Origin of the sequence: Actinomadura macra NBRC 14102 (genome assembly GCF_001552215.1) — a bacterium.
Taxonomy (GTDB): Bacteria; Actinomycetota; Actinomycetes; order Streptosporangiales; family Streptosporangiaceae; genus Spirillospora; species Spirillospora macra.
In genome coordinates, this window is the sequence record NZ_BCQT01000013.1 from 1 (window position 1) to 21,016 (window position 21,016).

22 protein-coding genes are annotated in these 21,016 nt (G+C 72.7%); 10 read left to right on the plus strand and 12 right to left on the minus strand.

Annotated elements, in window-relative coordinates; all coding sequences use genetic code 11:
• Together AMA02S_RS22460 and AMA02S_RS22465 are read right to left on the minus strand one after the other, a co-directional pair.
• Positions 1-231: maltotransferase domain-containing protein (locus tag AMA02S_RS22460; RefSeq protein WP_157430775.1), on the minus strand; the 231-nt coding region annotated here is incomplete at its 3' end.
• 195 nt (positions 232-426) lie between these two features.
• Positions 427-804, minus strand: a complete 378-nt coding sequence (locus tag AMA02S_RS22465; protein WP_157430776.1) for an STAS domain-containing protein — start codon at positions 802-804, stop codon at positions 427-429.
• Positions 805-973: 169 nt separating this feature from the next.
• On the opposite strand from AMA02S_RS22465, the gene AMA02S_RS22470 reads away from it, so the two are divergent.
• The 4 genes from AMA02S_RS22470 to AMA02S_RS22485 all read left to right on the plus strand — a co-directional run bounded on the left by AMA02S_RS22470 (position 974) and on the right by AMA02S_RS22485 (position 5,512).
• Positions 974-1,930 carry a nitrilase-related carbon-nitrogen hydrolase gene (locus AMA02S_RS22470; protein WP_067461367.1) on the plus strand — a complete coding sequence of 319 codons (957 nt, stop codon included), beginning with the start codon at positions 974-976 and terminating at the stop codon, positions 1,928-1,930.
• Positions 1,931-2,012: 82 nt separating this feature from the next.
• Positions 2,013-2,984 carry a DNA polymerase domain-containing protein gene (locus tag AMA02S_RS22475; RefSeq protein WP_084265487.1) on the plus strand — a complete coding sequence of 324 codons (972 nt, stop codon included), beginning with the start codon at positions 2,013-2,015 and terminating at the stop codon, positions 2,982-2,984.
• A 154-nt stretch (positions 2,985-3,138) separates the two neighbouring features.
• On the plus strand, positions 3,139-4,509 hold the full coding sequence (locus AMA02S_RS22480; protein ID WP_067461369.1) for a cytochrome ubiquinol oxidase subunit I: 1,371 nt from the start codon (positions 3,139-3,141) through the stop codon (positions 4,507-4,509).
• 16 nt (positions 4,510-4,525) lie between these two features.
• Positions 4,526-5,512, plus strand: a complete 987-nt coding sequence (locus tag AMA02S_RS22485; protein ID WP_067461370.1) for a cytochrome d ubiquinol oxidase subunit II — start codon at positions 4,526-4,528, stop codon at positions 5,510-5,512.
• A gap of 9 nt (positions 5,513-5,521) precedes the next feature.
• On the opposite strand, the gene AMA02S_RS22490 is transcribed toward AMA02S_RS22485, so the two are convergent.
• The gene (locus tag AMA02S_RS22490; RefSeq protein WP_067461371.1) at positions 5,522-6,739 is read right to left on the minus strand and encodes a cytochrome P450 family protein; all 1,218 of its coding nucleotides are present in this window, start codon (positions 6,737-6,739) and stop codon (positions 5,522-5,524) included.
• Positions 6,740-6,989: 250 nt separating this feature from the next.
• On the opposite strand from AMA02S_RS22490, the gene AMA02S_RS22495 reads away from it, so the two are divergent.
• Positions 6,990-7,847, plus strand: coding sequence for a helix-turn-helix domain-containing protein (locus AMA02S_RS22495; protein WP_067461372.1), 858 nt, complete (start codon positions 6,990-6,992; stop codon positions 7,845-7,847).
• An 8-nt stretch (positions 7,848-7,855) separates the two neighbouring features.
• On the opposite strand, the gene AMA02S_RS22500 is transcribed toward AMA02S_RS22495, so the two are convergent.
• The gene (locus AMA02S_RS22500) at positions 7,856-8,068 is read right to left on the minus strand and encodes a DUF397 domain-containing protein (RefSeq protein WP_067461373.1); all 213 of its coding nucleotides are present in this window, start codon (positions 8,066-8,068) and stop codon (positions 7,856-7,858) included.
• Between the two features lie 165 nt (positions 8,069-8,233).
• Here AMA02S_RS22500 and AMA02S_RS22505 point away from each other — a divergent pair, with 165 nt between their 5' ends.
• From AMA02S_RS22505 to AMA02S_RS22520, 4 genes are read left to right on the plus strand one after another with little or no spacing between them, the layout of a single operon-like run.
• Positions 8,234-9,469, plus strand: coding sequence for an AfsR/SARP family transcriptional regulator (locus AMA02S_RS22505; protein ID WP_067461374.1), 1,236 nt, complete (start codon positions 8,234-8,236; stop codon positions 9,467-9,469).
• 3 nt (positions 9,470-9,472) lie between these two features.
• On the plus strand, positions 9,473-10,630 hold the full coding sequence (locus tag AMA02S_RS22510) for a protein kinase family protein (RefSeq protein WP_067461375.1): 1,158 nt from the start codon (positions 9,473-9,475) through the stop codon (positions 10,628-10,630).
• Entirely contained in the window at positions 10,578-13,568 is a 2,991-nt protein-coding gene (locus AMA02S_RS22515; RefSeq protein ID WP_067461376.1) for a DEAD/DEAH box helicase, read from the plus strand. Before AMA02S_RS22510 ends, AMA02S_RS22515 begins: the two co-directional genes overlap by 53 nt.
• A complete protein-coding gene (locus AMA02S_RS22520; protein WP_067461377.1) occupies positions 13,565-14,791 on the plus strand; it encodes a hypothetical protein in 1,227 nt (408 codons plus the stop codon). Before AMA02S_RS22515 ends, AMA02S_RS22520 begins: the two co-directional genes overlap by 4 nt.
• An 84-nt stretch (positions 14,792-14,875) precedes the next feature.
• On the opposite strand, the gene AMA02S_RS22525 is transcribed toward AMA02S_RS22520, so the two are convergent.
• From AMA02S_RS22525 to AMA02S_RS45075, 5 genes are read right to left on the minus strand one after another with little or no spacing between them, the layout of a single operon-like run.
• Positions 14,876-15,766, minus strand: coding sequence for a TauD/TfdA dioxygenase family protein (locus AMA02S_RS22525; RefSeq protein ID WP_067461378.1), 891 nt, complete (start codon positions 15,764-15,766; stop codon positions 14,876-14,878).
• A 30-nt stretch (positions 15,767-15,796) separates the two neighbouring features.
• Positions 15,797-16,639 carry an ABC transporter permease gene (locus AMA02S_RS22530; RefSeq protein WP_067461379.1) on the minus strand — a complete coding sequence of 281 codons (843 nt, stop codon included), beginning with the start codon at positions 16,637-16,639 and terminating at the stop codon, positions 15,797-15,799.
• The gene (locus tag AMA02S_RS22535; protein ID WP_067461380.1) at positions 16,636-17,415 is read right to left on the minus strand and encodes an ABC transporter ATP-binding protein; all 780 of its coding nucleotides are present in this window, start codon (positions 17,413-17,415) and stop codon (positions 16,636-16,638) included. The genes AMA02S_RS22530 and AMA02S_RS22535 overlap by 4 nt, the downstream gene beginning before the upstream one ends.
• Positions 17,412-18,422, minus strand: coding sequence for an ABC transporter substrate-binding protein (locus AMA02S_RS22540; protein ID WP_067461381.1), 1,011 nt, complete (start codon positions 18,420-18,422; stop codon positions 17,412-17,414). Before AMA02S_RS22540 ends, AMA02S_RS22535 begins: the two co-directional genes overlap by 4 nt.
• Positions 18,423-18,470: 48 nt before the next feature.
• Entirely contained in the window at positions 18,471-18,548 is a 78-nt protein-coding gene (locus AMA02S_RS45075; protein WP_369688400.1) for a putative leader peptide, read from the minus strand.
• A gap of 155 nt (positions 18,549-18,703) precedes the next feature.
• Here AMA02S_RS45075 and AMA02S_RS22545 point away from each other — a divergent pair, with 155 nt between their 5' ends.
• Positions 18,704-19,186, plus strand: a complete 483-nt coding sequence (locus AMA02S_RS22545; protein WP_067461382.1) for a VOC family protein — start codon at positions 18,704-18,706, stop codon at positions 19,184-19,186.
• Here AMA02S_RS22545 and AMA02S_RS22550 read toward each other — a convergent pair.
• The 3 genes from AMA02S_RS22550 to AMA02S_RS22560 form a co-directional block, all read right to left on the minus strand.
• Entirely contained in the window at positions 19,161-19,784 is a 624-nt protein-coding gene (locus AMA02S_RS22550) for a CBS domain-containing protein (protein ID WP_067461383.1), read from the minus strand. The genes AMA02S_RS22545 and AMA02S_RS22550 overlap by 26 nt on opposite strands.
• A gap of 73 nt (positions 19,785-19,857) precedes the next feature.
• Positions 19,858-20,133 (minus strand): DUF6295 family protein, encoded by a 276-nt coding sequence (locus AMA02S_RS22555; RefSeq protein ID WP_067461384.1) that lies wholly within the window; start codon positions 20,131-20,133, stop codon positions 19,858-19,860.
• Positions 20,134-20,176: 43 nt separating this feature from the next.
• Positions 20,177-20,920 carry a dienelactone hydrolase family protein gene (locus AMA02S_RS22560; protein ID WP_067461385.1) on the minus strand — a complete coding sequence of 248 codons (744 nt, stop codon included), beginning with the start codon at positions 20,918-20,920 and terminating at the stop codon, positions 20,177-20,179.
• Positions 20,921-21,016 lie beyond the last annotated feature (96 nt).

A 21,016-nucleotide genomic window follows, 5' to 3' on the forward strand; every position in this document is an offset into this window, starting at 1 on the left:
TCCAGACCATGACCGATCTCGGCCACTCCGCGCGCCCGCCGAGCTCCTCGCCACCGGCGTCCGCAGCACCACCGCCGCCCCCAGCGACTCGTGCCCCTCACGGAACACCGTCGCGGCGACCTCCACCGTCTCCCCCACCACCGCCTTGGCGGGCCATCGACCGCCCCCCACCACCGGCGACACGTCCAGGATCGGAATGCGGCCCAGCCCGGCCTCCGACTTGCCCCGCATGTGCCTGCTCCCGCCTCTCGGCGATGGACGCCTTCCAGTGATGTACCTAGGCATCCATGCCCCGTCCGCAAGTTCCGGGCATCCGTCCCTCGACAAGATCATGTAAAGAGATCCCCGGTTGGGGCGGGGAGCGGCGCACGCCTCCGGCAGACTGGTCCACCTGCGCGAGGGCCAGGGGCGCCGGTCCCGTCCGCGCTAGTTCAGGGGGTACGGGACGGTGAGGGCCTCGCGGGCGGTGGCCACGTCGGGGGCGATGGCGACGCGGCGCTGGAGACCCGCCACATCCGACACCCTGCGGACGATCCCGCGCTGCGGTAGGACGACCCACATGGGGACGCCCAGCTCGGACGCCCGCATCTGCGACCGGGTGATCACGTTCAGGCCGCTGGAGTCGCAGAACGTGCAGTCGGTCAGGTCGAGGATGAGGCCCGGTGCCCCGGCGTCGAGCAGCCCGACGGCCTGGGCCAGGATCGCCTCGCCGTTGCTCAGGTCGACCTCGGCGGGGAACGCCAGCACACCGCAGGTCTCCGTGCTCTCCACTCGCGCTATACCGAGGTCCATCGCCAGCCCCAAGGTCGATTCCTCACATGAATGACAGTCGGGGGAACTCCTCTGTGACTGTAAGCCCCAAAGCTGGACGAAACCTGAAAGAGATGGTCAAGTCTCGGGACTCGCTCCGCCATCACGGTCCCTCCAGCGTTTACTACGATTGGCCCTGATTTACCGTTCATGGGGGATCTGTATGCGCGAGCCGCTCACCGTCGCCGTGGCCCAGCCCCCGTGCGCGCCCTACGACGTCGAGGCCAACATCCGGGTGCACGCCGAGGTGATCCGGTCCGCGCGGGCGCGTGTTGTGGTCTTTCCTGAACTCTCCCTGACCGGCTACGAGTTGGACGCCCCCGCCGTCGCCCCGGACGATCCGCGCCTCACGCCCCTGATCGACGCCTGCCGGGAGACCGGTTCCCTGGCTCTGGCCGGTGCGCCCGTAGCCGACGGTCCCGGCGACGGCGAGGTCATCGCGATGCTGGCCGTCGGTACCGAGGCGACTGTGGCCTACCGCAAGATGTGGCTGGGAGGTGCCGAGGCCGGCCGGTTCACCCCGGGCACCGCACCGGCGGTCCTCGCCGTGGACGGCTGGCGCCTCGGCCTCGCGATCTGCAAGGACACCGGCGTCCCCGAGCATGCCGCGCGGACCGCCGCCCTCGGCATCGACGCCTATCTCGCCGGCGTGTGCGACAGCGACCCGTCCGTCGTGGACGAGCGCGGGCGCCGTGTCGCGGTCACCCAGCGCGTCTGGGTGGCCGTCGCCAGTTTCGCCGGACGCACCGGCGGCTACGATCCGGCCGCCGGCCACTCCGGCATCCGGGCCCCCGGCGGGGGTGTGGTGGCCCAGGCGGGCCCGGAGCCCGGCGAGACCGTCCGCGCGACGCTCCGCCCCCCGGTCGTCATCGACGGCGGGGACAAGGCCTGTGTCCGCCTCCTTCTCGAACTGCGCGGCCACCTCGCCGACCTGGCACCCGGCACCATCGTCCATCTGATCGCCACCGACCCCGCCGCCCCCATCGATCTGCCCGCCTGGTGCCACCTCACCGGTCACGGCTACCTGGGCCCCGTGGGATCCGACCCGCCCACCTACGCGCTCCAGGTCACCGAAACGCCCGTCCCCACGCACCCGACGTCCCCGTGGCGCCCTCGCTGACCTCGCCACCCCGGAAGCCGCGGCGTCCGGGGCCGCAGGGTCCGGGCGGGACGCTGTCGGTGGCGCGTGCGAAGCTGAGACGGTGAGCGCTGATGAGGAGCGGGACGGGGTGCCGCTGACGAACCTCGGCCAGCCGCTGTTCGCGGGGTCGGAGGCGACCAAGCGCGACCTGGTGGACTACCTGGACGCCGTCGCCGGCCGCCTCGTCCCGCAGCTGGCGGGCCGGCCGCTGTCGGTGATCCGCGTGCTGCGCGGCCAGAAGCCGTTCATGCAGAAGAACGTCCCCAAGTACACGCCGCCGTTCGTGCGGACGGTGGCGGTATGGGCCGAGACCTCCCGCCGGGAGGTGTCCTACGCGCTGTGCGACGACCGGCGCACGCTGCTGTGGTTCGCCAACCAGCGCGCGGTCGAGTACCACCCGCCGCTCGTCCGCGCTGGCGCCTTTGACCGGCCCACCCACCTCGTCATGGATCTCGACCCGCCGGCGGGTGGCGCGTTCGCCTCGGTCGTCGGCGCCGCGCACCTGGTGCGGCGGGCCCTCGCCGATGCCGGCCTGGAGGGCGCCGTCAAGACCAGCGGCGCCAAGGGCGTGCACGTGTTCGTCCCGCTGGACGGGCGGACACCCATCGAGGACGTGGCGGCCGCCACCCGCGCGCTCGCGGCGCGCGCCGAGCGCCTCGATCCCGCGCTCGCCACCACGGCGTTCATCCGTGCGGACCGCGAGGGCAAGGTGTTCCTGGACTCCACCCGCGCCGGCGGCGCGACGGTCGCCGCCGCCTACAGCCCGCGGATCCGCCCCGGCACTCCCGTGTCCTTCCCCGTACCGTGGGACGACCTCGACCACGCCGACCCGGGCGCCTTCACCATCCGGACCGCCCTCGGTTTGCTGGGCGACCGCGACCCCTGGGCCGAGCTGATGCCCGGCCCGCAGGCCCTGCCCGCCGACCTGGTCGAGGAGGGCCGCGCCATCCCGATCGCCCGCGTCCAGGCGATGCACGAGGGCAAACGCCGCGCCCGTGCCCGCCGCGCGGACGGAGCGTCCGGCAAGGAGTGACCCTCTCCGGGGCGTGGGCCGTCCTGAGCACGGGCGGTGCAGGTCAACGGTTCTCCCATGATCCTTTAAGAGGCGCGTGCCGGCGCGCCGGGGCGGGTATGCCGTCGCCGTCACGGGGGCAGGGCGTGACCAGAGGCGGCGCGGGGGGAGCGGGATGCCGGTGGGCGCGCAGTGGGCGGCCGCCGCCACCGGGGCGGACCTCGGGGCGGCGCGGACACAGATGGCGCTGTCGCTCGGCTGGCACATCGTGCTCGCCTGCCTCGGTGTCGGGATGCCGGCCATCACGCTGATCGCGGAGTGGCGCGGCCACCGGACGGGAGACATCGCCTACCGGCTGCTCGCGCGGCGCTGGGCACGGGCGATGGGCGTGCTGTTCGCCGTCGGCGCCGTGTCCGGGACGATCCTGTCGTTCGAGATGGGCTTGCTGTGGCCGGGGATGATGGGCACCTACGGGCAGGTCATCGGGCTGCCGTTCTCGCTGGAGGGCATCGCGTTCTTCATCGAGGCGATCTTCCTCGGGCTCTATCTGTACGCCTGGGACCGGCTGCCGCCCGGCCGGCACCTGCTGGCGGGCGTTCCGATCGTGGTCGCCGGCGTCGCCAGCGCGTTCTTCGTCGTGACCGCCAACGCGTGGATGCAGCAGCCGACCGGCTTCGACACCGAGAACGGGCGCATCGTGACCGTCCGGCCGTGGGCGGCGATGTTCAATCCCGCCACGCCGTCCCAGACCGTCCACATGATCCTGGCCGCGTTCATGGTCGCCGGGTTCGCGATGGCGTCGGTGTACGCGGTGGCGATGCTGCGCGGCCGGCGCGACCGCTACCACCGGCTCGGGTTCCTGCTCCCCTTCACCGTCGCCGCGCTCATCGCGCCCGCGCAGATCGCCGTCGGCGACTGGTCGGCGCACTTCGTCGCCGACAACCAGCCGGTCAAGCTGGCCGCGATGGAGGGCGTCTTCGAGACCGCGCGCGGCGTCCCGCTGCACATCGGCGGCATCGCCGTGGACGGCGAGCTGCGCTACGCCGCCGAGATCCCGGACGGACTGTCGCTGCTGGCCCACTGGGACCCGGACGCCGAGATCGCCGGGCTCGACGGCGTCTCCGCGCCGGACCGTCCACCAGTCAACATCGTCCACCTGGCGTTCCAGGCGATGGTGGGGCTCGGCTTCGCGATGCTCGCGCTCGCCGCCTGGTTCGCGCTGTCCTGGTGGCGCCGCCGCGACCTGCCGCGCACGCCGTGGTTCCTGCGGGCCGCGTCGCTGGCCGGCATCGCGGCGGTCGTCGCGCTGGAGGCGGGCTGGGTGGTCACCGAGGTCGGGCGGCAACCGTGGATCGTGTACGGCGTCCTGCGCACGGCCGACGCCGTCAACCCGGCGCCCGGCCTGGTCTGGGGCTTCGCGCTCGTCGCCGCGGTGTACGCGGTCCTCACGGTCGCGTCGGTGTACGTGCTGCGCCGCATGGCACGCGACAAACCCGTCCCGATCGCGCCGCAGGAGCACGACGTCACCGGCTTCACGGTGGTCTGAGGAGGGTGGTCTGAGGATGCTGCCGGAGATCATGCTGGCCGTCCTGTGGGTCGGGTTGAGCGCCTACGTCCTGTTCGGCGGCGCCGACTTCGGCGGCGGCGTGTGGGACCTGCTCGCCGGGGGCACCGAACGCGGCCGCCCGCAGCGCGCCCTGGTCGAGCACTCCATCGGCCCGGTCTGGGAGACCAACCACGTCTGGCTGATCTTCGTCCTGGTGATCATGTGGACGGGGCTGCCGGCCGTGTTCGCCGCGGTCGCCTCCACCCTCTACATCCCGCTGACCCTCGCCGCGCTCGGCATCATCGCCCGTGGTGCCGCGTTCGCGTTCCGCAAGGTCGCCGCCGAGCCGTGGCAGCAGCGGCTGTTCGGCGCGACGTTCGCCTTCTCCTCACTGGTCACGCCGTTCTTCCTCGGGACGGTGGCGGGCGCCGTCGCCTCCCGCCGCGTTCCGCCCGGGGTGGCACGGGGCGACCTCGTGACGAGCTGGGTCAACCCGACGTCGCTGATCAGCGGCGCGCTCGCGGTCGGCACCGCCACCTACCTCGCCGCCGTCTTCCTCACCCGCGACGCCCAGCGCAGCGGCCGCACCGTCCTCGCCGGGCAGTTCCGCCGCCGCGGGCTCGTCAGCGGCGTGGTCGTCGGTGTCCTGTCCGGGGCCGGCCTGCTCGTCCTGCACGCCGACGCGCCGCGCCTGTTCGACGGGCTGACCTCGGGAAAGGCCCTGCCGCTGCTCCTGCTGTCCATCGTGGCCGGGCTCGCGTCCCTCGTCCTGCTGTGGCGTCGCGCCTACGTGGCCGTCCGCGCGACGGCGGCGCTGGCGGTGATCGGGCTGCTGTGGGGGTGGGGGCTCGGCCAGTACCCCCACCTGCTGCCGGGCGTCGACCTGGACGACGCGGCGGCGACCCACGCCGTCCTGGCCGCGAGCCTCGGCTCCCTCGCGGTGGGAGCCGCACTGCTCCTGCCGTCCCTGTGGTGGCTGTACTCGACCTTCCAGCGCGACTGACGCGGCCGGTCAGGCCGGGGCCAGCGTGACCGGGAGGCTGCGGTGCCCGTTGGAGATGAACGACTCCACCGGCCGGAGCTCGGACGGATCGACGGCCAGCGCCATGCCGGGGAACCGCTCGAACAGCGCCGGAAGCGCGATCGCGGCCTCCAGCCGGGCCAGGTGCGCCCCGACACAGAAGTGGGCGCCGTACCCGAACGACAGGTGCTCCTTGTTCGGACGGGTGATGTCGAACCTGTCGGCGTCGTGGCCGTGCAGGGCGGGGTCGCGCCCGGCGGCGGCGTAGCCCGCGAGGATCGCCTCGCCCTTGGGGATCGTCACGCCGTCCAGTTCCACGTCCTCCACCGCGTAGCGGAGCGGGAGGTTCGCCACGGGCGCCTGCCAGCGCAGCGACTCCTCGATCACCTCGCCCCACCCGGCCTTCCCCTCGCGCACCAGGCGGTGCTGGCCGGGGTGGGTGAGGACGGCCGTGATCGCGTGGTCGAGCAGGTTCACGGTCGTCTCGTGGCCCGCCGAGATCATCAGGATCAGCGTGCCGACCAGTTCCTCCTCGCTGAGCCGGGTGCCGTCGTCGTCGCGGGCGGCGATGAGGACGCTGGCCATGTCGTCGCCCGGCGCACGCCGCTTCTGGTCGACGAGGTCCTGGAGGATGCCGTACATGTCCTCCTGGTTGCTGACGGACGCCTCGGGGGACTGGGCGGTGTTGAACACGCCGTCGACGGCGCGGCGCAGCGCCGGGCGGGAGGCGTCCGGGACGCCGAACAGCCGGCAGATCACCTCGATGGGCAGCGGGTAGGCGAAGCCCTCCCGCAGGTCCACCGGGCCCGGCGGGAGCGCGGCGAGGCGGTCGAGCAGGTCGCGGGTGATCTCCTCGACCCGCGGGCGCATCGCCTCCGTGCGCCGCGCGGTGAACGCCCGCGAGACCAGCGAGCGGAGCCGCCGGTGGTCCGGTCCGTACGCGGTGAACATGTTCCGCACCGACACCCAGATGTGCAGCGGCCAGTCGTCGGGGATCTCGCCGTCGATCCATTGCCGCCAGTGCAGATGGGGGTCCTTCGAGACGCGGGGATCCGCCAGCAGTCGCTTCAGGGGTTCCTGTCCGGTCACGGCCCACGCGACGACCCCGCCGGGGAGTTCCACGGGTGTCACCGTGCCGCGTTCCCGGATCTTCGCGGCCTCCCCCTGGATGTCGTCGCCGGACGTGTCGATGACGTACGGACGTTCCATCGGTGCTCTCCCAAGACGCCGAGGAAAGGGCAACTCCGCCAAAGTACGGTGCGCCGCGGCGGGCGCCACCTCACCACAACGATGCAGTTCCCTTCTCCCGCCCACCCCCCTCGCCGGGCCGCCGATCTACGTTCTGTTCGCGGTCCGGGGCTGAATCGTCCGAATGAACTTGCATCAGAGTGGGTTGACGCTCCCCTCACACGGTGATTGCCTGTGCATTGCCGTGAATAGCAACGGGTCGGGGACGGGGATGGGTGAGCGGGAGCGGCTCGCGGCGGAGCTGCGCCGCCTGCGCGACCAGGCGGGCCTCTCAGGCCGCCGGCTGGCGGAGGGGATCGGGGACATCAGCCAGTCGAAGGTGTCGCGCATCGAGGCGGGCGGAGCGATGCCGACCCTGCCGCAGGTCGAGCGGTGGGCGGACGTCACCGGCGTCTCGCCTGGACAGCGCAGGTCGCTGCTCCGGCTCGCCGAGCGCGCGTTCACCGAGATCCACGCCTACCGGGCGTCCCCTGGCGATCCGTCGTCGCATCGCCAGGAGGAGGTCCGCACACGGGAGGCGGGAGCACGCAGGGTGCGCACCTTCCAGCCCGCGGTCGTTCCCGGGTTGCTCCAGACGGCCCAGTACGCCCGGCAGGTGTTCGCGCTGTCGCCGCTGCCCGGCGCCGCGGAGGGGTTGCCGTCCGCCGTCGCGGGACGGATGGACCGCCAGCTCGCGTTGTACGAGCAGGACCGCGGTTTCGAGTTCCTCATCGCCGAGGCCGCGCTGCGCTGGCGTCCCGGCCCGGACGCCGACCGGCTGCTGCCCGCCCAGCTCGATCGGGTCGCCTCGCTCAGCACGCTGGACAACGTGTCCATCGGCATCGTCCCGGACGGCGCGGAGGCCCTCGCCTTCGTCTCGCACGCCTTCGTCATCTACGAGGGGCAGGACGTCGACGACACGGTCGTGACGATCGAGGCCGTGCACGCCGCCATCACCGTGCACGATCCCGACTCGATCGCCGTCTATGAGCGGACCTGGTCCGCGCTGACCCGGATGGCGGTGTTCGGCGACGAGGCCCGCGGGCTTCTCACCGGACTCGCCACCCGGGTCAGGATCCCGGTGGAGTGACCGGTGCGTCAGCCCTCGGTGAACTGGCGCACCGCCTCGGCGAACGCCAGCCGCCCGGCGCGCGCCAGCCGGACCATCGGGCCGTTCGGGTCCTTGGAGTCGCGCACGCAGAACACGGTGCCGTCCACGGCGAGCTCGACGCATTCGCCGCTCGGGCCGCTGTGGCTGCTCTTGCGCCATTTCAGCGAACCCTGGACCTTTCCATCGCCGATTCCATTCATTTCGACTGCCCTTTCTGTTCGAGGGGCGATTCCCCTGGTCGACAGAGAGAGCGTCGAATACCGTTCCGGCGTCCTTCCGGCAGCGGACCGGCCACACCGGCGAGCGTCCGGCAGGATTCCGGCAACCGCAGATCCCGCTTGGGGTGAGTCGTCTTGAGATTTCGCTTGCTCGGTCCTGTCGAGGCCGAATCCGATGGCCGGCCCGTCGAACTGGGAGGGCCGAAGAAGCAGCTTCTGCTGGCCGTTCTCCTGGAGGCCGAGGGGCGTCAGGTCACCCCCGCGCAGTTACTCCGGCGCGTCTGGCACGAGGGGCTGCGCGAAGGGTCGACACCGCAGGAGACCGTGCAGTCCGGCGTACGGAATCTGCGCAACGCCCTCAACCTGGGGGAGCCGGGGGCGAACGAGCTGATCCCGAAGAAGGACCCGCGCTACCGGATGACGGTCGACGCGGCCGACGTCGACCTCCACCGGTTCCGCGGCGGGGTGCGGCGGCTCCGCCCCCTCGTCGCGCGGAGCGATCCGCGGAACGATCCGACGATCGCGACGCTCGGGCGGGAGGCGCTCGCCGAGTGGCGGCAGGGGCCCGTGGCGGGGCGCGGCGACGAGGCCCTCGGCGGCCTGGACGGGCAGTGGGCGGACGCCCTCCGCAAGGAACTGGTGATGCAGTACCACGAGGTGCTGGTGGCGTGCCTCGGTGCCGAGATACGGCTCGGGCACGGGCCCCGGCTCGTCCCGGAACTGGAGGAACTCCACCAGGCGCGCCCGCTGAACCGGCAGCTCGCGCTGCACCTCATGCGCGCGTGCCATCAGGCCGGGAACCTGCCGCGCGTGATCGAGGTCTACGAGCAGTACCAGCGCCGCGTCGAGCGGCGCTTCTCGGCGGGCCCCGACCCGGTGGCGCGGGACCTGTACCGGCGCATCGTCGAGGACGATCCGGCGCTGCGGCCCAGAACGGACGCGGGCGCCACCGGGGCGAACGCCGACGAGCCCACCACCGAAGCGATCACCAGGGGAGCCGGGATGCCGTCATCCGGAAAGTCCGATATCGCGGGACAGATGATCGATCTTCTCGTCCCCGTCCTGCCGATCCTCACCGGCCGTGCCGCCGAGCGGGAGAATGGACCCCTGCCTGCACGCGCGAAGGAACTGTGGCGCGTCCTACAGAATCGCCAGGTGATGAAAGATCTTCCGGAGGCATGGCAAAATCCGCCGGACATCGATACTCTGCACGCCCAGATCGCCGACCTGTTCGCTCGCGAGGGTGCGCTGGCCGGTGAGGTCTCCGCCATTCTCGCGGGAAGGGAAGTCGAGCAAGAAAAGGGACAGATAACCAATTTTGGTCAGTACTATCACCGGGGGGACAACATCGTCGGTACCTCGATAAAGAACTATCACCGGTAAGCCATGGACGAGCCGCCCGAGCCCCGGAACAAGCACCTCCGCAACGACGGATGGATGACCGTCAACGGTGACGTGATCTTCGGTGACCAGTTCACCACCTATGCCGGCGGCGACGGCGCCGGGCCGCTCATCCCGGTCCGGGTCCCCGGCGAGACGGACAGCAGCGGCGGGCCGGGCGGCTGGCGGGGCCGCTGGCGGGGCGGCGCGGACCTGGAGTTCGGCGGCGAGTCCTACCTCCTGCACGACCGTTACCTCGGCGAGCACCCGTCCCGCGACGGCGCCGCCGTCCACCGGGAGGCGTGCGCGCTGCGCCGCGCGCCGGAGCCCGACCCGGCCTCCGCTCAGCGTCTGCGCCGCGGGCGGAGCCGGCGGCCGCGGGAAGCACCCCGATACGCGTGGCTGCGCCAGGTCAGCGTCCGCGAGGACACCTCGGCGGCGCGGCGCGCGCTCGCCGCGCTGTCCGGCGAACGCGACCTGCTGGCGGATTTGAGCGGCGTTCAGGGCGTACCAGAACCCGTCTGGCACGAGAGCACCCCCGACGGGCGGACCGCGACCCTCATCGTCACCTGGCCCGCCTCGGAGTTCGCCGGACTTCCGTGCCAGGCCCTCGACAGGGCGGTCGAGCCCGGTGAGGACCTGGGCGCGTACGCCATGTCTCGCCTGTTCAGCGGGCTGGCCGGGCTGTGCGGCACGCTCGCCGGCCTGCACGGGCGCGGACTCGCGCACCGCGCGCTCACCCGTCCCGGCGTCATCATGCTCGACAGCGGGCGCCTCGTCCTGCGCGACCTGGGCCTCGCCGCCCGCAGGCCCGAGCCCGGCGAGGGGCCGCCCGACCACCAGGCCCCCGAGCAGCGGCGAGGGCAGCCGGTGCCCCCCGGCCCGGCCACCGACGCCTACCAGCTCGCCGCCCTCGTCCACCACCTGCTGACCGGCCGCCTCCCGGCCCGTCCGGTGCCGCCGCCCCTGGGCCGACTGGTCCGCGGCCTGCCCGAACGGGTCGGCCGTGCCGTGGACGCCGCGCTCGCGCCCGACCCCGCCCGCCGCCCGGACGCCCGCACGCTGGGCGCCGCCTTCCGGGCCGCCCGAGACGACCTCTCCCGAGGAACCTATGACGTTTCGTCCAGCCCGCCTCCCCGGCCCCCTCACCCTCGTTCCCAGTGACAGGCTGAGCGGCAAGACGCGGGCACTGGCCCTCGACCACCCGCACCTGCTCCCGATGGCCGACCCGGGGCGGCTCGTCCAAGACCTGAACGCCATGCCGGACGGGGTGGCGGCGACGTTCGACGAACCGAAGCGCGCGGGCGGCGACCCGAGCCTGGTGCTCTACCTCCCGTCCTGCACCATCCGGTTGTTCCTGACGCCGAAGTACAAGGACGCCTACTCGATCGTCTCCGTCAATCCGATCCGAATGTACGACCACCAGCGGCTCGCGCGGGGCTGCCTGCTGATCAGGCCCGCGCAGTGGCGGCTGGCGTTCGACGTCCACAGCATCCCCAGGCCGTCCGACTCCTACTGGGGGCCGCTGGTCGCGCAGTGGCGGCGGCTGGGCGACCAGCTGGCCGCGCAGCGGGGCGTCCCGGAGCTCACCCCGGAGCAGTCGGTGTTCCTGGACACCCTCGACCGGACGATCGAGGCCACCGAGCGGATCACCATGGACGCGCCGGAGTCCGGCCGGCTCTTCCCGTACCGGGACGTCACCTCGACGGGGGAGCGGCGGCAGGGCACCCGGTCGGTCTACATCTTCAAGGTCGTGGGGGCGGCGCGCCCGGAGGAGCGGGCGTTCGTCCAGGTGCACGGTGAGCCAGGGCTGCGCGGGCAGGTGACCCGCGTCCACGGGGACGCCGTGACCGTCCGGTTCGAGAAGGCGGTCGCCTGGTCCCGGTTCGGCGACGCCCGCCAGGGGCACCTGGAGGTGACGCCGAGCCGGGTCGTCTTCGCCAAGCAGAGCGAGACCGTCGCCCTGCTGCGGTCCCGGCAGGCGCACAACACCAGCGTGCTCCCGGCCATCGTCGAGGGCCGGGTGCGGCGCATCCCGCCCGCGCGGTTGCGGCCCGCCGAAGACCTCGACCTCGGCGGCCAGCTGGAGGCGTTCGAGAAGGGGACGGCGACCGAGGACGTGCTGGTCGTGCTCGGTCCGCCCGGTACCGGCAAGACCCGGGTCATCAGCCAGCTCGCCCTCGCCTCCGCCGCCGGGCGCGGGGAACGGGTCCTGGTCACCTCGCACACCCACCGCGCGGTGGACAACGTGCTCGCCCGGCTGCCCGAGCACCTGGAGGTGATCCGCGTCGGCCACGAGGGCAGTGTCACGGCCGAGGGAAAGCCCTACCTGCTGGAACGGCGCGCCGCCGAGCTGCGCGACCGGGTCGCCGCCGCGGCGGCGCGCGCGGGGGACGCCTATGGCGGGCTCGCCGCCGCCCAGGGCTGGACCGCCGAGTTGGAGGCCCGTGTCCGCGAGTTGGACGCCGTGAAGGACGAGGAGGCCCGGGCGCGCGAACGCCTCGACGCCGTCCGGCGCGCGGTGGGCGGCCCGGCGCAGGCCCGCGTGGACGCTCTCGCCGCCGAGCGGGACGGGCATCGCCGCGCCCTCGACCGGCACTGGCTGCGCGCGGAGCGCAGGGGCCGGCGCATCCAGCGGATGAGGGCACGCGCGCACTGGCCGGTACTCGGGTTCCTCTTCGGGTGGTTCGCCGCTTTCCTGGACGGGCGGCAGGCGGCCGAGGAGGAGCGGACCAGCACGTCCCGTCAGGCGTGGAACGCGGCGTGCGGCGCGCTCGCCGGGGCCGAACGCGAGCTGGACGCCGCCACCCGCGCCGATCCGTCCGTACGGGCGGCGGCCGGCGCGGTCGAGGCCGCCGCGCGCCGTGCGGACGGCTGCCGCGCGACCGCGCGGAAGGCGGCGTTCGAATCGTCCGCCGCCGTCGCGCCCGTGGCCGAGCCGCCGCCCGTCCACGATGACGACGCCGGCACCGGTACCGAGCCCGGCCTGGACGCCGGCCTCAGGCGGCTGCTCCAGTGGCTGCATCGCACCCTGCCGCTGCTGGACGCCCGCGCCGAGCTGCTCGCCGAGTGGCACGAGGAGGCGGCGGGCGCCACCGAGCAGCTCTACCCGGAGCTGGTCCGCTATGCCGACGTCATCGCCGCGACGTGCATCGGCGCCGCGTCCCGCCCCGAGTTGTCCGGCGTCGTATTCGACCTGGCGATCGTGGACGAGGCGGGCCAGATCGGGGTGGCGGACGCGCTCGTCCCGCTGGCGCGTGCGAGCCGGGGCGTGCTGGTGGGCGACCCACAGCAGCTTCCGCCGTTCCTGGACTCCGAGGTCGAGGCGTGGGGCGAGACGGCGGGTGACGCGGCCGTGCGCGACCTGCTGGGCGGGAGCGCACTCGAACGGCTGGCCGCCCGGCTGCCACGCGACCACGTCGTCCAGCTCACGCGGCAGCGGCGGATGCCGAAGGTCATCGCCGACTTCGTCTCCGCCGCCTTCTACGGCGGGACCCTCGTCACCGACGTCCACCGCGAGCACCGGGACGCGCTGTTCGCCCGTCCGCTCGCGTTCGTCGACACTGCGCGGCTGCCCGGTGGCGAGCGGTTCGAGCGGTCGGGGCGCGGGCGGGAGCGCTGGGGCCGCGCGGGATACGTGAACCAGGCCGAGGCCAGGTTGCTGTACGAGCTGGCCCTGCACTACCACCGGACCGGCGGTGACTGGGCGGTCATCGTCCCGTACCGGGCCCAGGCGACGAAGATCACCGCGGCGCTGACCCGGCGGATCGGCGTGGACGCGGCCGAGCTGAACGTCGGCACCGTCGACTCCTTCCAGGGCGGCGAGCGCGACGTTGTCCTGTACGGGTTCACCCGGTCCAACACCGACGGCCGGGTCGGGTTCCTGAAGGAGTTGCGGCGGGCGAACGTCGCGTTCACCCGCGCCCGGCATCAGCTCGTCCTCGTCGGGGACGTCACGACGCTGACCATGGCGCGCGACCTGCCGTTCCGTGCGCTGGCCGAGTCGCTGCGCGACCACGCGGCAGCCCACGGTGAGATCCGCCAGTACCAGGAGGTCCTCGATCAGGTGACCAAGCTCAACGCGGGAGGCGGCCGGTCATGACCACAGACACGGCCGCGACGAGGCTCATCCGCTACCCCGAGACCCGCGTGCTGGAGGACGCCGCCTTCACGCGGGGGACGACCCCGACGCGCCTGTTCCCCCTGCTGCTGCCGCTGTGGTGCGTCGAGGTCGAGGCGGAGGTCCGCGAGGCCGAGGACTACTGGCTGATCGACCGCTTCATCGAGCTGGGCATCGCCAAGGGCGGGCTGGACAACGCCGCCGACCTCGCGCGCTTCCTCTCCCTGGACGAGACGCTCGTCGACCGGGCCCTGCGCGTCCTGTCCCGGATCGGGCACCTGACCTCCGACTCCGCCGGGCGGATCGCGCTCACCCCGATCGGACACGAGTCCGTCCGGGACGGGAAGCGGTACGTCCGGAGGCAGCGGGACCGCCGCAAGCTCTACTTCGACGCGTTCGGTTCCCACCCGCTGACCCGCCCGTACTACGACTCGTCGAGGGTCAGCCTGCTGGCACCGCAGGACGTCGTGGACGTGACGGCGCGGCGTGACGGCCCGGCGTTCCGCCCCGTGTACAGCCTGCGGATGTTCCGTGACCAGGCCCTCGCCGAGCTCGCGGGGCTGCGCGACCGCGACCGCTTCAACCTGCCGGAGCGCGTCGAGTCGCCGGTGCGCGTCGGCGACCCGGAGCCGCTGCACCTGCCCGTCTACCTGGTGCGCGCTCTGGAGGGCGACCGGATCCGCTACCTCGCCTACACCCAGGCGGCCGACACCCTCGACGCGGACGTCACCGCGATCTGCGAGCACAGCCCCGAGATCGCCGGTGTGGTGGAGGCGGAGGAGGCCGACGCGCGGGGCGGCCGGGACGAGCGGCGCGTCCGCGAATGGCTGCGCAAGCGCGGGCTGGAGGAGTCGCGGCTGGTCCGGTCGGAGGACGGGATGCTGCGGGTGTCGCTGCCCGCCGCGCGGTTCGACGGCGACCGCGGGGACGGCCTGCCGCTCAGCAGGCTCGGGACGTTCACGGTCCTCGGTAGCGACTTCTGCTATGTCTGGTGCCCGGACGAGGGGCTCCGCCGCCGTGCCCTGCTCGACCGCGCCGGCGCCTACGTCGGCTCGCGGACGCGACCCGACGCCGGCGATGTCGCCGCCCGGCTCGCCTCGTTCGGCGCGCAGCTCGGCCTCGGCCGCGTCGACACCGCGGCCGTCCGCCGGATGGCGGCGCAGGCGGGGCGGCGTGACCTGGTCCGACTGCTCGACGGCCTGTGACTCCGGGCCGCCGTGCCGAAGCGGTGGCCGGAGGGCGGGAACGCCCGGGGACGCGTGAATGGCGGTGCGTCCCCGGGCGGGGCGTCAGGCGGCCAGTCCCGCCGGTACGGGGGTGTAGTGCGCGGCCTCGTCGCCCTCCAGGATGTAGCTGCGGTCCCCGGTGACGCCCGCCGGGGCGTCGCCCGCGACCGTGACGCGGTGCAGGACGCGCGGCAGGTCGCCGTAGTCGTCGGGCGCGTAGTGCTGGGTGATGCGGTTGTCGAATAGCACGAGGTCACCCGGGTTCCACTGGACGCGCACGATGTTCTCCGGACGGGTGACGTAGGACTGGAAGATCCGCAGGATGTCCCGCGACTCGCTGCCCGACAGCCCGATGATCTTCTGTGCGAACCCGCCGATGAACAGCCCCCGCTCACCCGTCTCCGGATGCACCCGGACGATGGGGTGCGCGGTCTTGTAGGTGCGCGAGGTGAACACCTTCCGGTACTCCGCCGCCTGCCGGGAGTTGGTCTTGGGGACGGCGTAGTCGTAGTCGTTGGTGTGCACGGCCCACAGCCGGTCGGCGAAGTCCCGCAGCTGCCGCGGCAGGTCCCGGTAGGCGGTGGCCGAGTTGGCGATCAACGTGTTCCCCCCGTACGGGGGGACGACCAGGGCGCGCAGCGTGCTCAGCTTCGGCGGCGTCCGGACGAACGTGACGTCGGTGTGCCAGGTGTTGGAGCGGATGCCCTCCTCACCCCGGACCGGCAGGATGTCGGGCTGCCCGTCCACGGACGGCACGGTGGGATGCGCCTTGGTCAGCGCGCCGAACCGGGAGGCGAAGCGCAGCTGGCCCTCGTCGTCGAGGCCGGCGTCGCGGAACACCAGGACCTTGTGGCGGCGCAACGCGGTGGTGATCTCGTTGAGGGACAGTGCGTGCGGGTCGGTGCCGGTGTACTCGGCGCCGATCCGGCCGCCGATCTGACGGAGTTCGGACATGGATCTCTTCCCTTCTGGCGGACGGTCGAGCTAGCGGCGGACGGTGGGGTCGGCGAGCCGCAGCAGCAGCCGCAGCAGGCCGTCGAAGGCGAAGCCGAGCACGGCGATCTCAGCGATCCCGCTGAAGATCAGCGGTGTCTGCAGGTAGTTGCCGGCCTGCAGGATGAGGAAGCCGACACCGCCGGTCGCGGCGATCATCTCGGCGGCGATGATGGCGGTCCAGGCACCGCCCATGGCGAGGCGCATCCCGGTGAGGACGCCGGGCACCGCGGCGCGCAGCCGCACATGCAGCATCGTGTGCAGCGGCGACGCGCCGAGGCTGCGGCTGGCGTTCAGCAGGTCGGTGGGCACCGCGTCCAGGGCGCTGAGCGTCGCGACGGTCACCACCGGCAGCACCCCGAAGAAGATCAGTGCGATCTTGGACGTTTCGCCGATGCCGAACCACACCACCAGCAGCGGGATGAACGCGATCGGCGGCAGCGGGCGCATCACCCCGATGATCGGGTCGGCCAGCTCGCGGATCACCCGCACGCCCGCCATGGACGCGCCGAGCAGCAGGCCCGCGGCGGTGCCGAGCAGGAATCCGGCGAGGATGCGGCCGGTGCTGATGAGGGCGTCCTCCAGCAGGGTCTTGCCCTGCACCTCCGGATACGGCCTGGTCAGGTAGCGCTCGAACGTCTGCGCGGTCTCGGTGACCGTCGGCAGCGTCACCGCGTCGCCGATGACGAGCGCCGCCGCCTCCCAGATCACCAGCGCGAGACCGAGCGCGGCGGCGCCCGTCCAGATCCGCCGGTACGAGCGTGGCGGCCGCGCCGCGGGCGCCGCGACGGGCGCGGAGGTCTGCTCGCGGGCGGGGCCGGTCGTCGTCGTCATCCTTCCAGGACCTCCCTGATGCGGCGCTTGGCGTTCACGAACGCGAGCGTGTCGGTGTCCTCGTAGGTGCGCGGTCTGGGCAGGTCGATGTCCAGGACGGCCTTGGTGCCGCCGGGGGGCGCGGACAGCACGCACACCCGGTCGCCCAGCAGGGCCGCCTCCTCGACGTCGTGGGTGACGAACACGATGGTGGTGCGCCGCCGCTGCCACAGTTCCAGCAGGAACCGCTGCATGCCGGCGCGGGTGATGGCGTCCAGGGCGCCGAAGGGCTCGTCCATGAGCAGTACGCCCGGCCGGTTGATGAGCACCCGCGCGAACGCCACGCGGTGCCGCATCCCGCCGGACAGCTCGTGCGGGTAGGCGTCCCGCGCGTCGGCGAGCCCGACGGTCTCCAGCAGCTCCGCCGCCTCGTCGCGGACGTCGGCGGTGAGCGCGCCGCGCGCCCTCGGCCCGTACAGGACGTTCTGCCAGGTGGTCAGCCATGGGAACAGGTTGGGCGTCTGGAAGAGCACCCCTCGCTCGTGGCCCGGCGCCACGACCGGCTTGTCACCGACCAGCACCTCGCCGGAGTCGGCGGGCGTGAACCCGGCCAGGATGTTCAGCAGGGTCGACTTGCCGCAGCCGGACGGCCCGAGCAGGCACAGGAACTCGCCGGGCGCGACGTCCAGGGTCACCCCGTCCAGCGCGAGCCGGCCGGGACGCCGCCGGTGGCTGAACGTCTTGCGGACCTCGCGCAGCCGCACCCCGGTCGCGGGCGGCGCCTCGACCGCGCTCACCTGCAGCCTCCCGTCTGGGCCTTGTCCCAGAACCGCGGGTCCACATGGGCGGCGATCTGGTCCGGTGTGGGCACGCTCTTCGCGCGGCCCTGGGTGACGAGGAACCGGGCGGTCAGGGTGAAGTTCTTGACCAGCCGGCCGGAGGCGACCTTGCCGTCCGGGCCCTTCAGCCAGGACGCCTCCTCGGCGACCGGGATGTAGGGGTAGGTCCGGGTGGCCTCGATGGCGTCCGCGGGCTTGACCCCCTGGAAGCGGGACGCGGGCCCGATGTACTGCTCCGCCTGCGGCCCCTTCACGAGGGTCCCCGCCTTCGAGATCTGGCAGACGAGCGCCTGCACCACGTCCGGGTGCTTGTCCGCGTAGGGTGCCGACACGGCGAGCATGTTGACCGCCGCGTACCCGAGCTTGGCGATGTCGGTCGAGCGCACCAGGACCCGCGCCTGATGCTTCTGGAGCTCCAGCAGGTACGACTGGCTGATGTAGACGGCGTCGATCTTGCCCGCCTTCCATGCCGCCGCCTCCGCGGCCTCGCTGGCGAAGGCGGCGATCTGCACCTTGCCCGCGAGGCGCTGCGACGTGAGCCAGCCGCGCAGCTGGAAGTCCAGGGTGGAGCCGACGAGCACGCCGACCTTCCGCAGGTCGCCGGGCCCCCTGACGCGGTCCCGGACGGCGAGCCCGGAGGAGTCGATGCCGAGGACGTACACGGCGCGCACGTCGGTGCCGCTGGTGAACGCGCCGACGAACGGCGGGTTCCCGACCCCGGACACGAACGGGAACGCTCCGGCGCGCAGCTGCGCCATGCCGGCGACGCCGCTGTCGATCGGCCGCAGTTCGATCTTGCCCGGAACCTTGGCGGACAGGTCCTTGTTGGCGGCGACGATCGTCTCGGGCCCGGTGACGGCGCCCTGAAAGTAGCCGATCTTGACACTGCCGGTGGCGCCTCGCGCGGAGGTGCCGCACCCGGCGGCGGCGACCGCGAGCACGGCCGCGAGGATCTTCTTGAACATGGGGAACGTGCTCCCTGAGCGTGGTTCGACGTCGGGCCTGGAAGATCGTCAGGCCGGACAGCAGGCGGCGGTCACGCGGAGGAGGTCCACGTGGCGCCGCCGGATGAGGTAGAGCCGAACACGCATGGCGGTATCAGAACACGCGGATCACGCAAAAGCAACTATTCCTACCATTTTAATCGAGAATCCTGTCTCGGATACAGCGCGGACGCTCACCGATGAGTTTCCGGGACGGAGCCGGTCGGTAGGGGGGAACGCACACAACAGCCCAGGAGGTACCGATGTCCGGCAAGGGATTCACCACGTGCCTGTGGTTCGACGGGAAGGCCGAGGAAGCGGCGCACCACTACGTCTCGATCTTCAAGGACTCCAGCCTAGGCAAGATCGTCCGGGTCGGCGAGGGCGGACCGGGCCCGGCGGGCTCGGTGCTGACCGTCGAGTTCGAGCTCAACGGGCAGCGGTTCGTCGCGCTCAACGGGGGCCCGCAGTTCACCTTCAGCGAGGCCGTGTCGTTCCAGATCTTCTGCGCCGACCAGGACGAGGTCGACTACTACTGGGACCGGCTCATCGCGGACGGCGGCCAGGAGTCCGACTGCAGCTGGCTGAAGGACAAGTACGGCCTGTCCTGGCAGGTCATCCCCACCGAGATGATGGAGATGATCAGCGACTCCGACCCGGCGAAGGCCGGCCGCGCCACCCGGGCGATGCTGTCGATGAAGAAGATCGACCTCGCCGCGCTCAGGAGGGCGTACGCGGGGGAGTAGGCCCCGTGCCCGGCGCCCGGACGGAGACCCGGGTGACCCCGGGAACGGTGCGGGCGAGGACCTCGGCGATCCGCCGGGCGGACTCGCCCGCCGTGCCGCTCAGCTCCACGGCCCCGTCGTCCACGGACACGTCCCACGGGTCCGCCCCGTACTCGGCGATGGCCGCGAGCACGTCGTCGCGGATGCGGGCATCGCCGCGGGCCAGGATCGCCACGAGGTCGCGGCGGCTGACGATGCCGACGATGTCGGGACCGTCCAGGACCGGGACGCTCTTGATCCGTGTCCGCATCATCATCTCCGCCAGCTCGGCGACGTCGGCGGTCGGACGGACGGTCCGCACCTCGCGCGTCATGACGTCCCCGACCTGGCGGGGCGACGGCGTGCCGGGCCGCGCCACCGGGCGGGCGAACGCGCGGGGGTCGGCCTCGAACTCGCCGCGCAGCAGGTCCATCTCGCTGACGATCCCGACCAGCCGCCCCCCGTCCAGCACCGGCAGCGCGGTGATCTCGTGCTCGTCCAGGACGCGGACGGCCTGCCGTATGGTCGCGCCCGGCGGGATCGTCACGACGGGCGACGTCATCGCCTCTCGGACCAGCATGGCGTTCTCCTTTGCTCGTCCTCCACCCTCTCCCCTCACGCGGACCCTCGTATGCGTCGGCGAGCCGGTCGCCTCAGCCGCGGCCGCTCGCGGCGAGACCGGGCGGCGCCGATGCGAGCGCCTCCTGGATGGCCGCCACCAGCGCCAGCGCCGCCTCTTCGGTCAGCTCCACCGCCGCCCGCGCGGACGCCCCGTCCGCCGGGTTGGTGAAGTCGATGTTCAGCGTGTGCTCCTGGGTGGCGTGGTACGGGTGGTCGACATAGACCGCGCCGTCGGTGAGGGTGAACCAGCCGGACGCGCCCTTGGCGGCGCCGTCGAGCTGGATCTTGTGGGTCCGGTAGGTGCACATGGGGTCTCCCTGCTCGATCCGGCGCCGGTCGGTCCGGAGGTGGTCACGCGGCCAGATGGCGGCCGAAGAAGCCGAAAATCCGCTTCCAGCCGTCCACGGCCGCCTCGGGACGGTAGGACGATCGGTCGGCGGCGAAGAACGCGTGCCCGGCGCCGGGATAGGTGTGGAACTCGTGCTCCTTGCCCAGCCGGGTCAGCTCGGTGTCCAGCACCGTCACCTCGTCCGGTGCCGGGTACTGGTCGTCCTCGCCGAACAGCCCGAGCAGCGGGCACCGCAGCTCGGAGGCTTTCGACAGCAGCGGCGGGACCTGGAGCGGGAACCGTGCGGGCGGCTCGTTGACCACGAACGCGCCGTAGCAGTCCACCGCCGCGTCGATGTCGAGGGAGCAGGCGACCAGGAAGCTCTGCCGGCCGCCGGAGCAGAAGCCGATCACCCCGATCCTGCCGTTGGCGCCGCCGAGGGAGTTCAGGTGCGCCGCCGCGGCGGCGGCATCGCCGACGAGCTGCTCGTCGGACACCCCGCCCTTGGCCCGTGCCGCGGCGGCCTGGTCGTCCGGGCTGACGCCGGCACCCTCGCGGGAGAACAGGTTGGGACAGATCGCCGCGTGGCCGGCCGCGGCGAATTTGCGGGCGATCTCCTTGGTGGCCTCGTCGTAGCCGGGCAGATGGTGGAGCACCACCACACCGCCGCGAGGGGCGTCGCCGGTGGGCCGGGCCAGGTACGCCTCCAACGTGGCGCCGCCATGCCCGGCGATCTCGATCGTCCGGGCCTCCATCGCGTCCGTCATCGTGGGTCCGCACTCCCTGCGTTCGCCGCTCGGTGACCCTGCGCCACCTGACGACACGCTACTGCGACACGGGCCCGGCGGCTCGGGCGCCCCGGC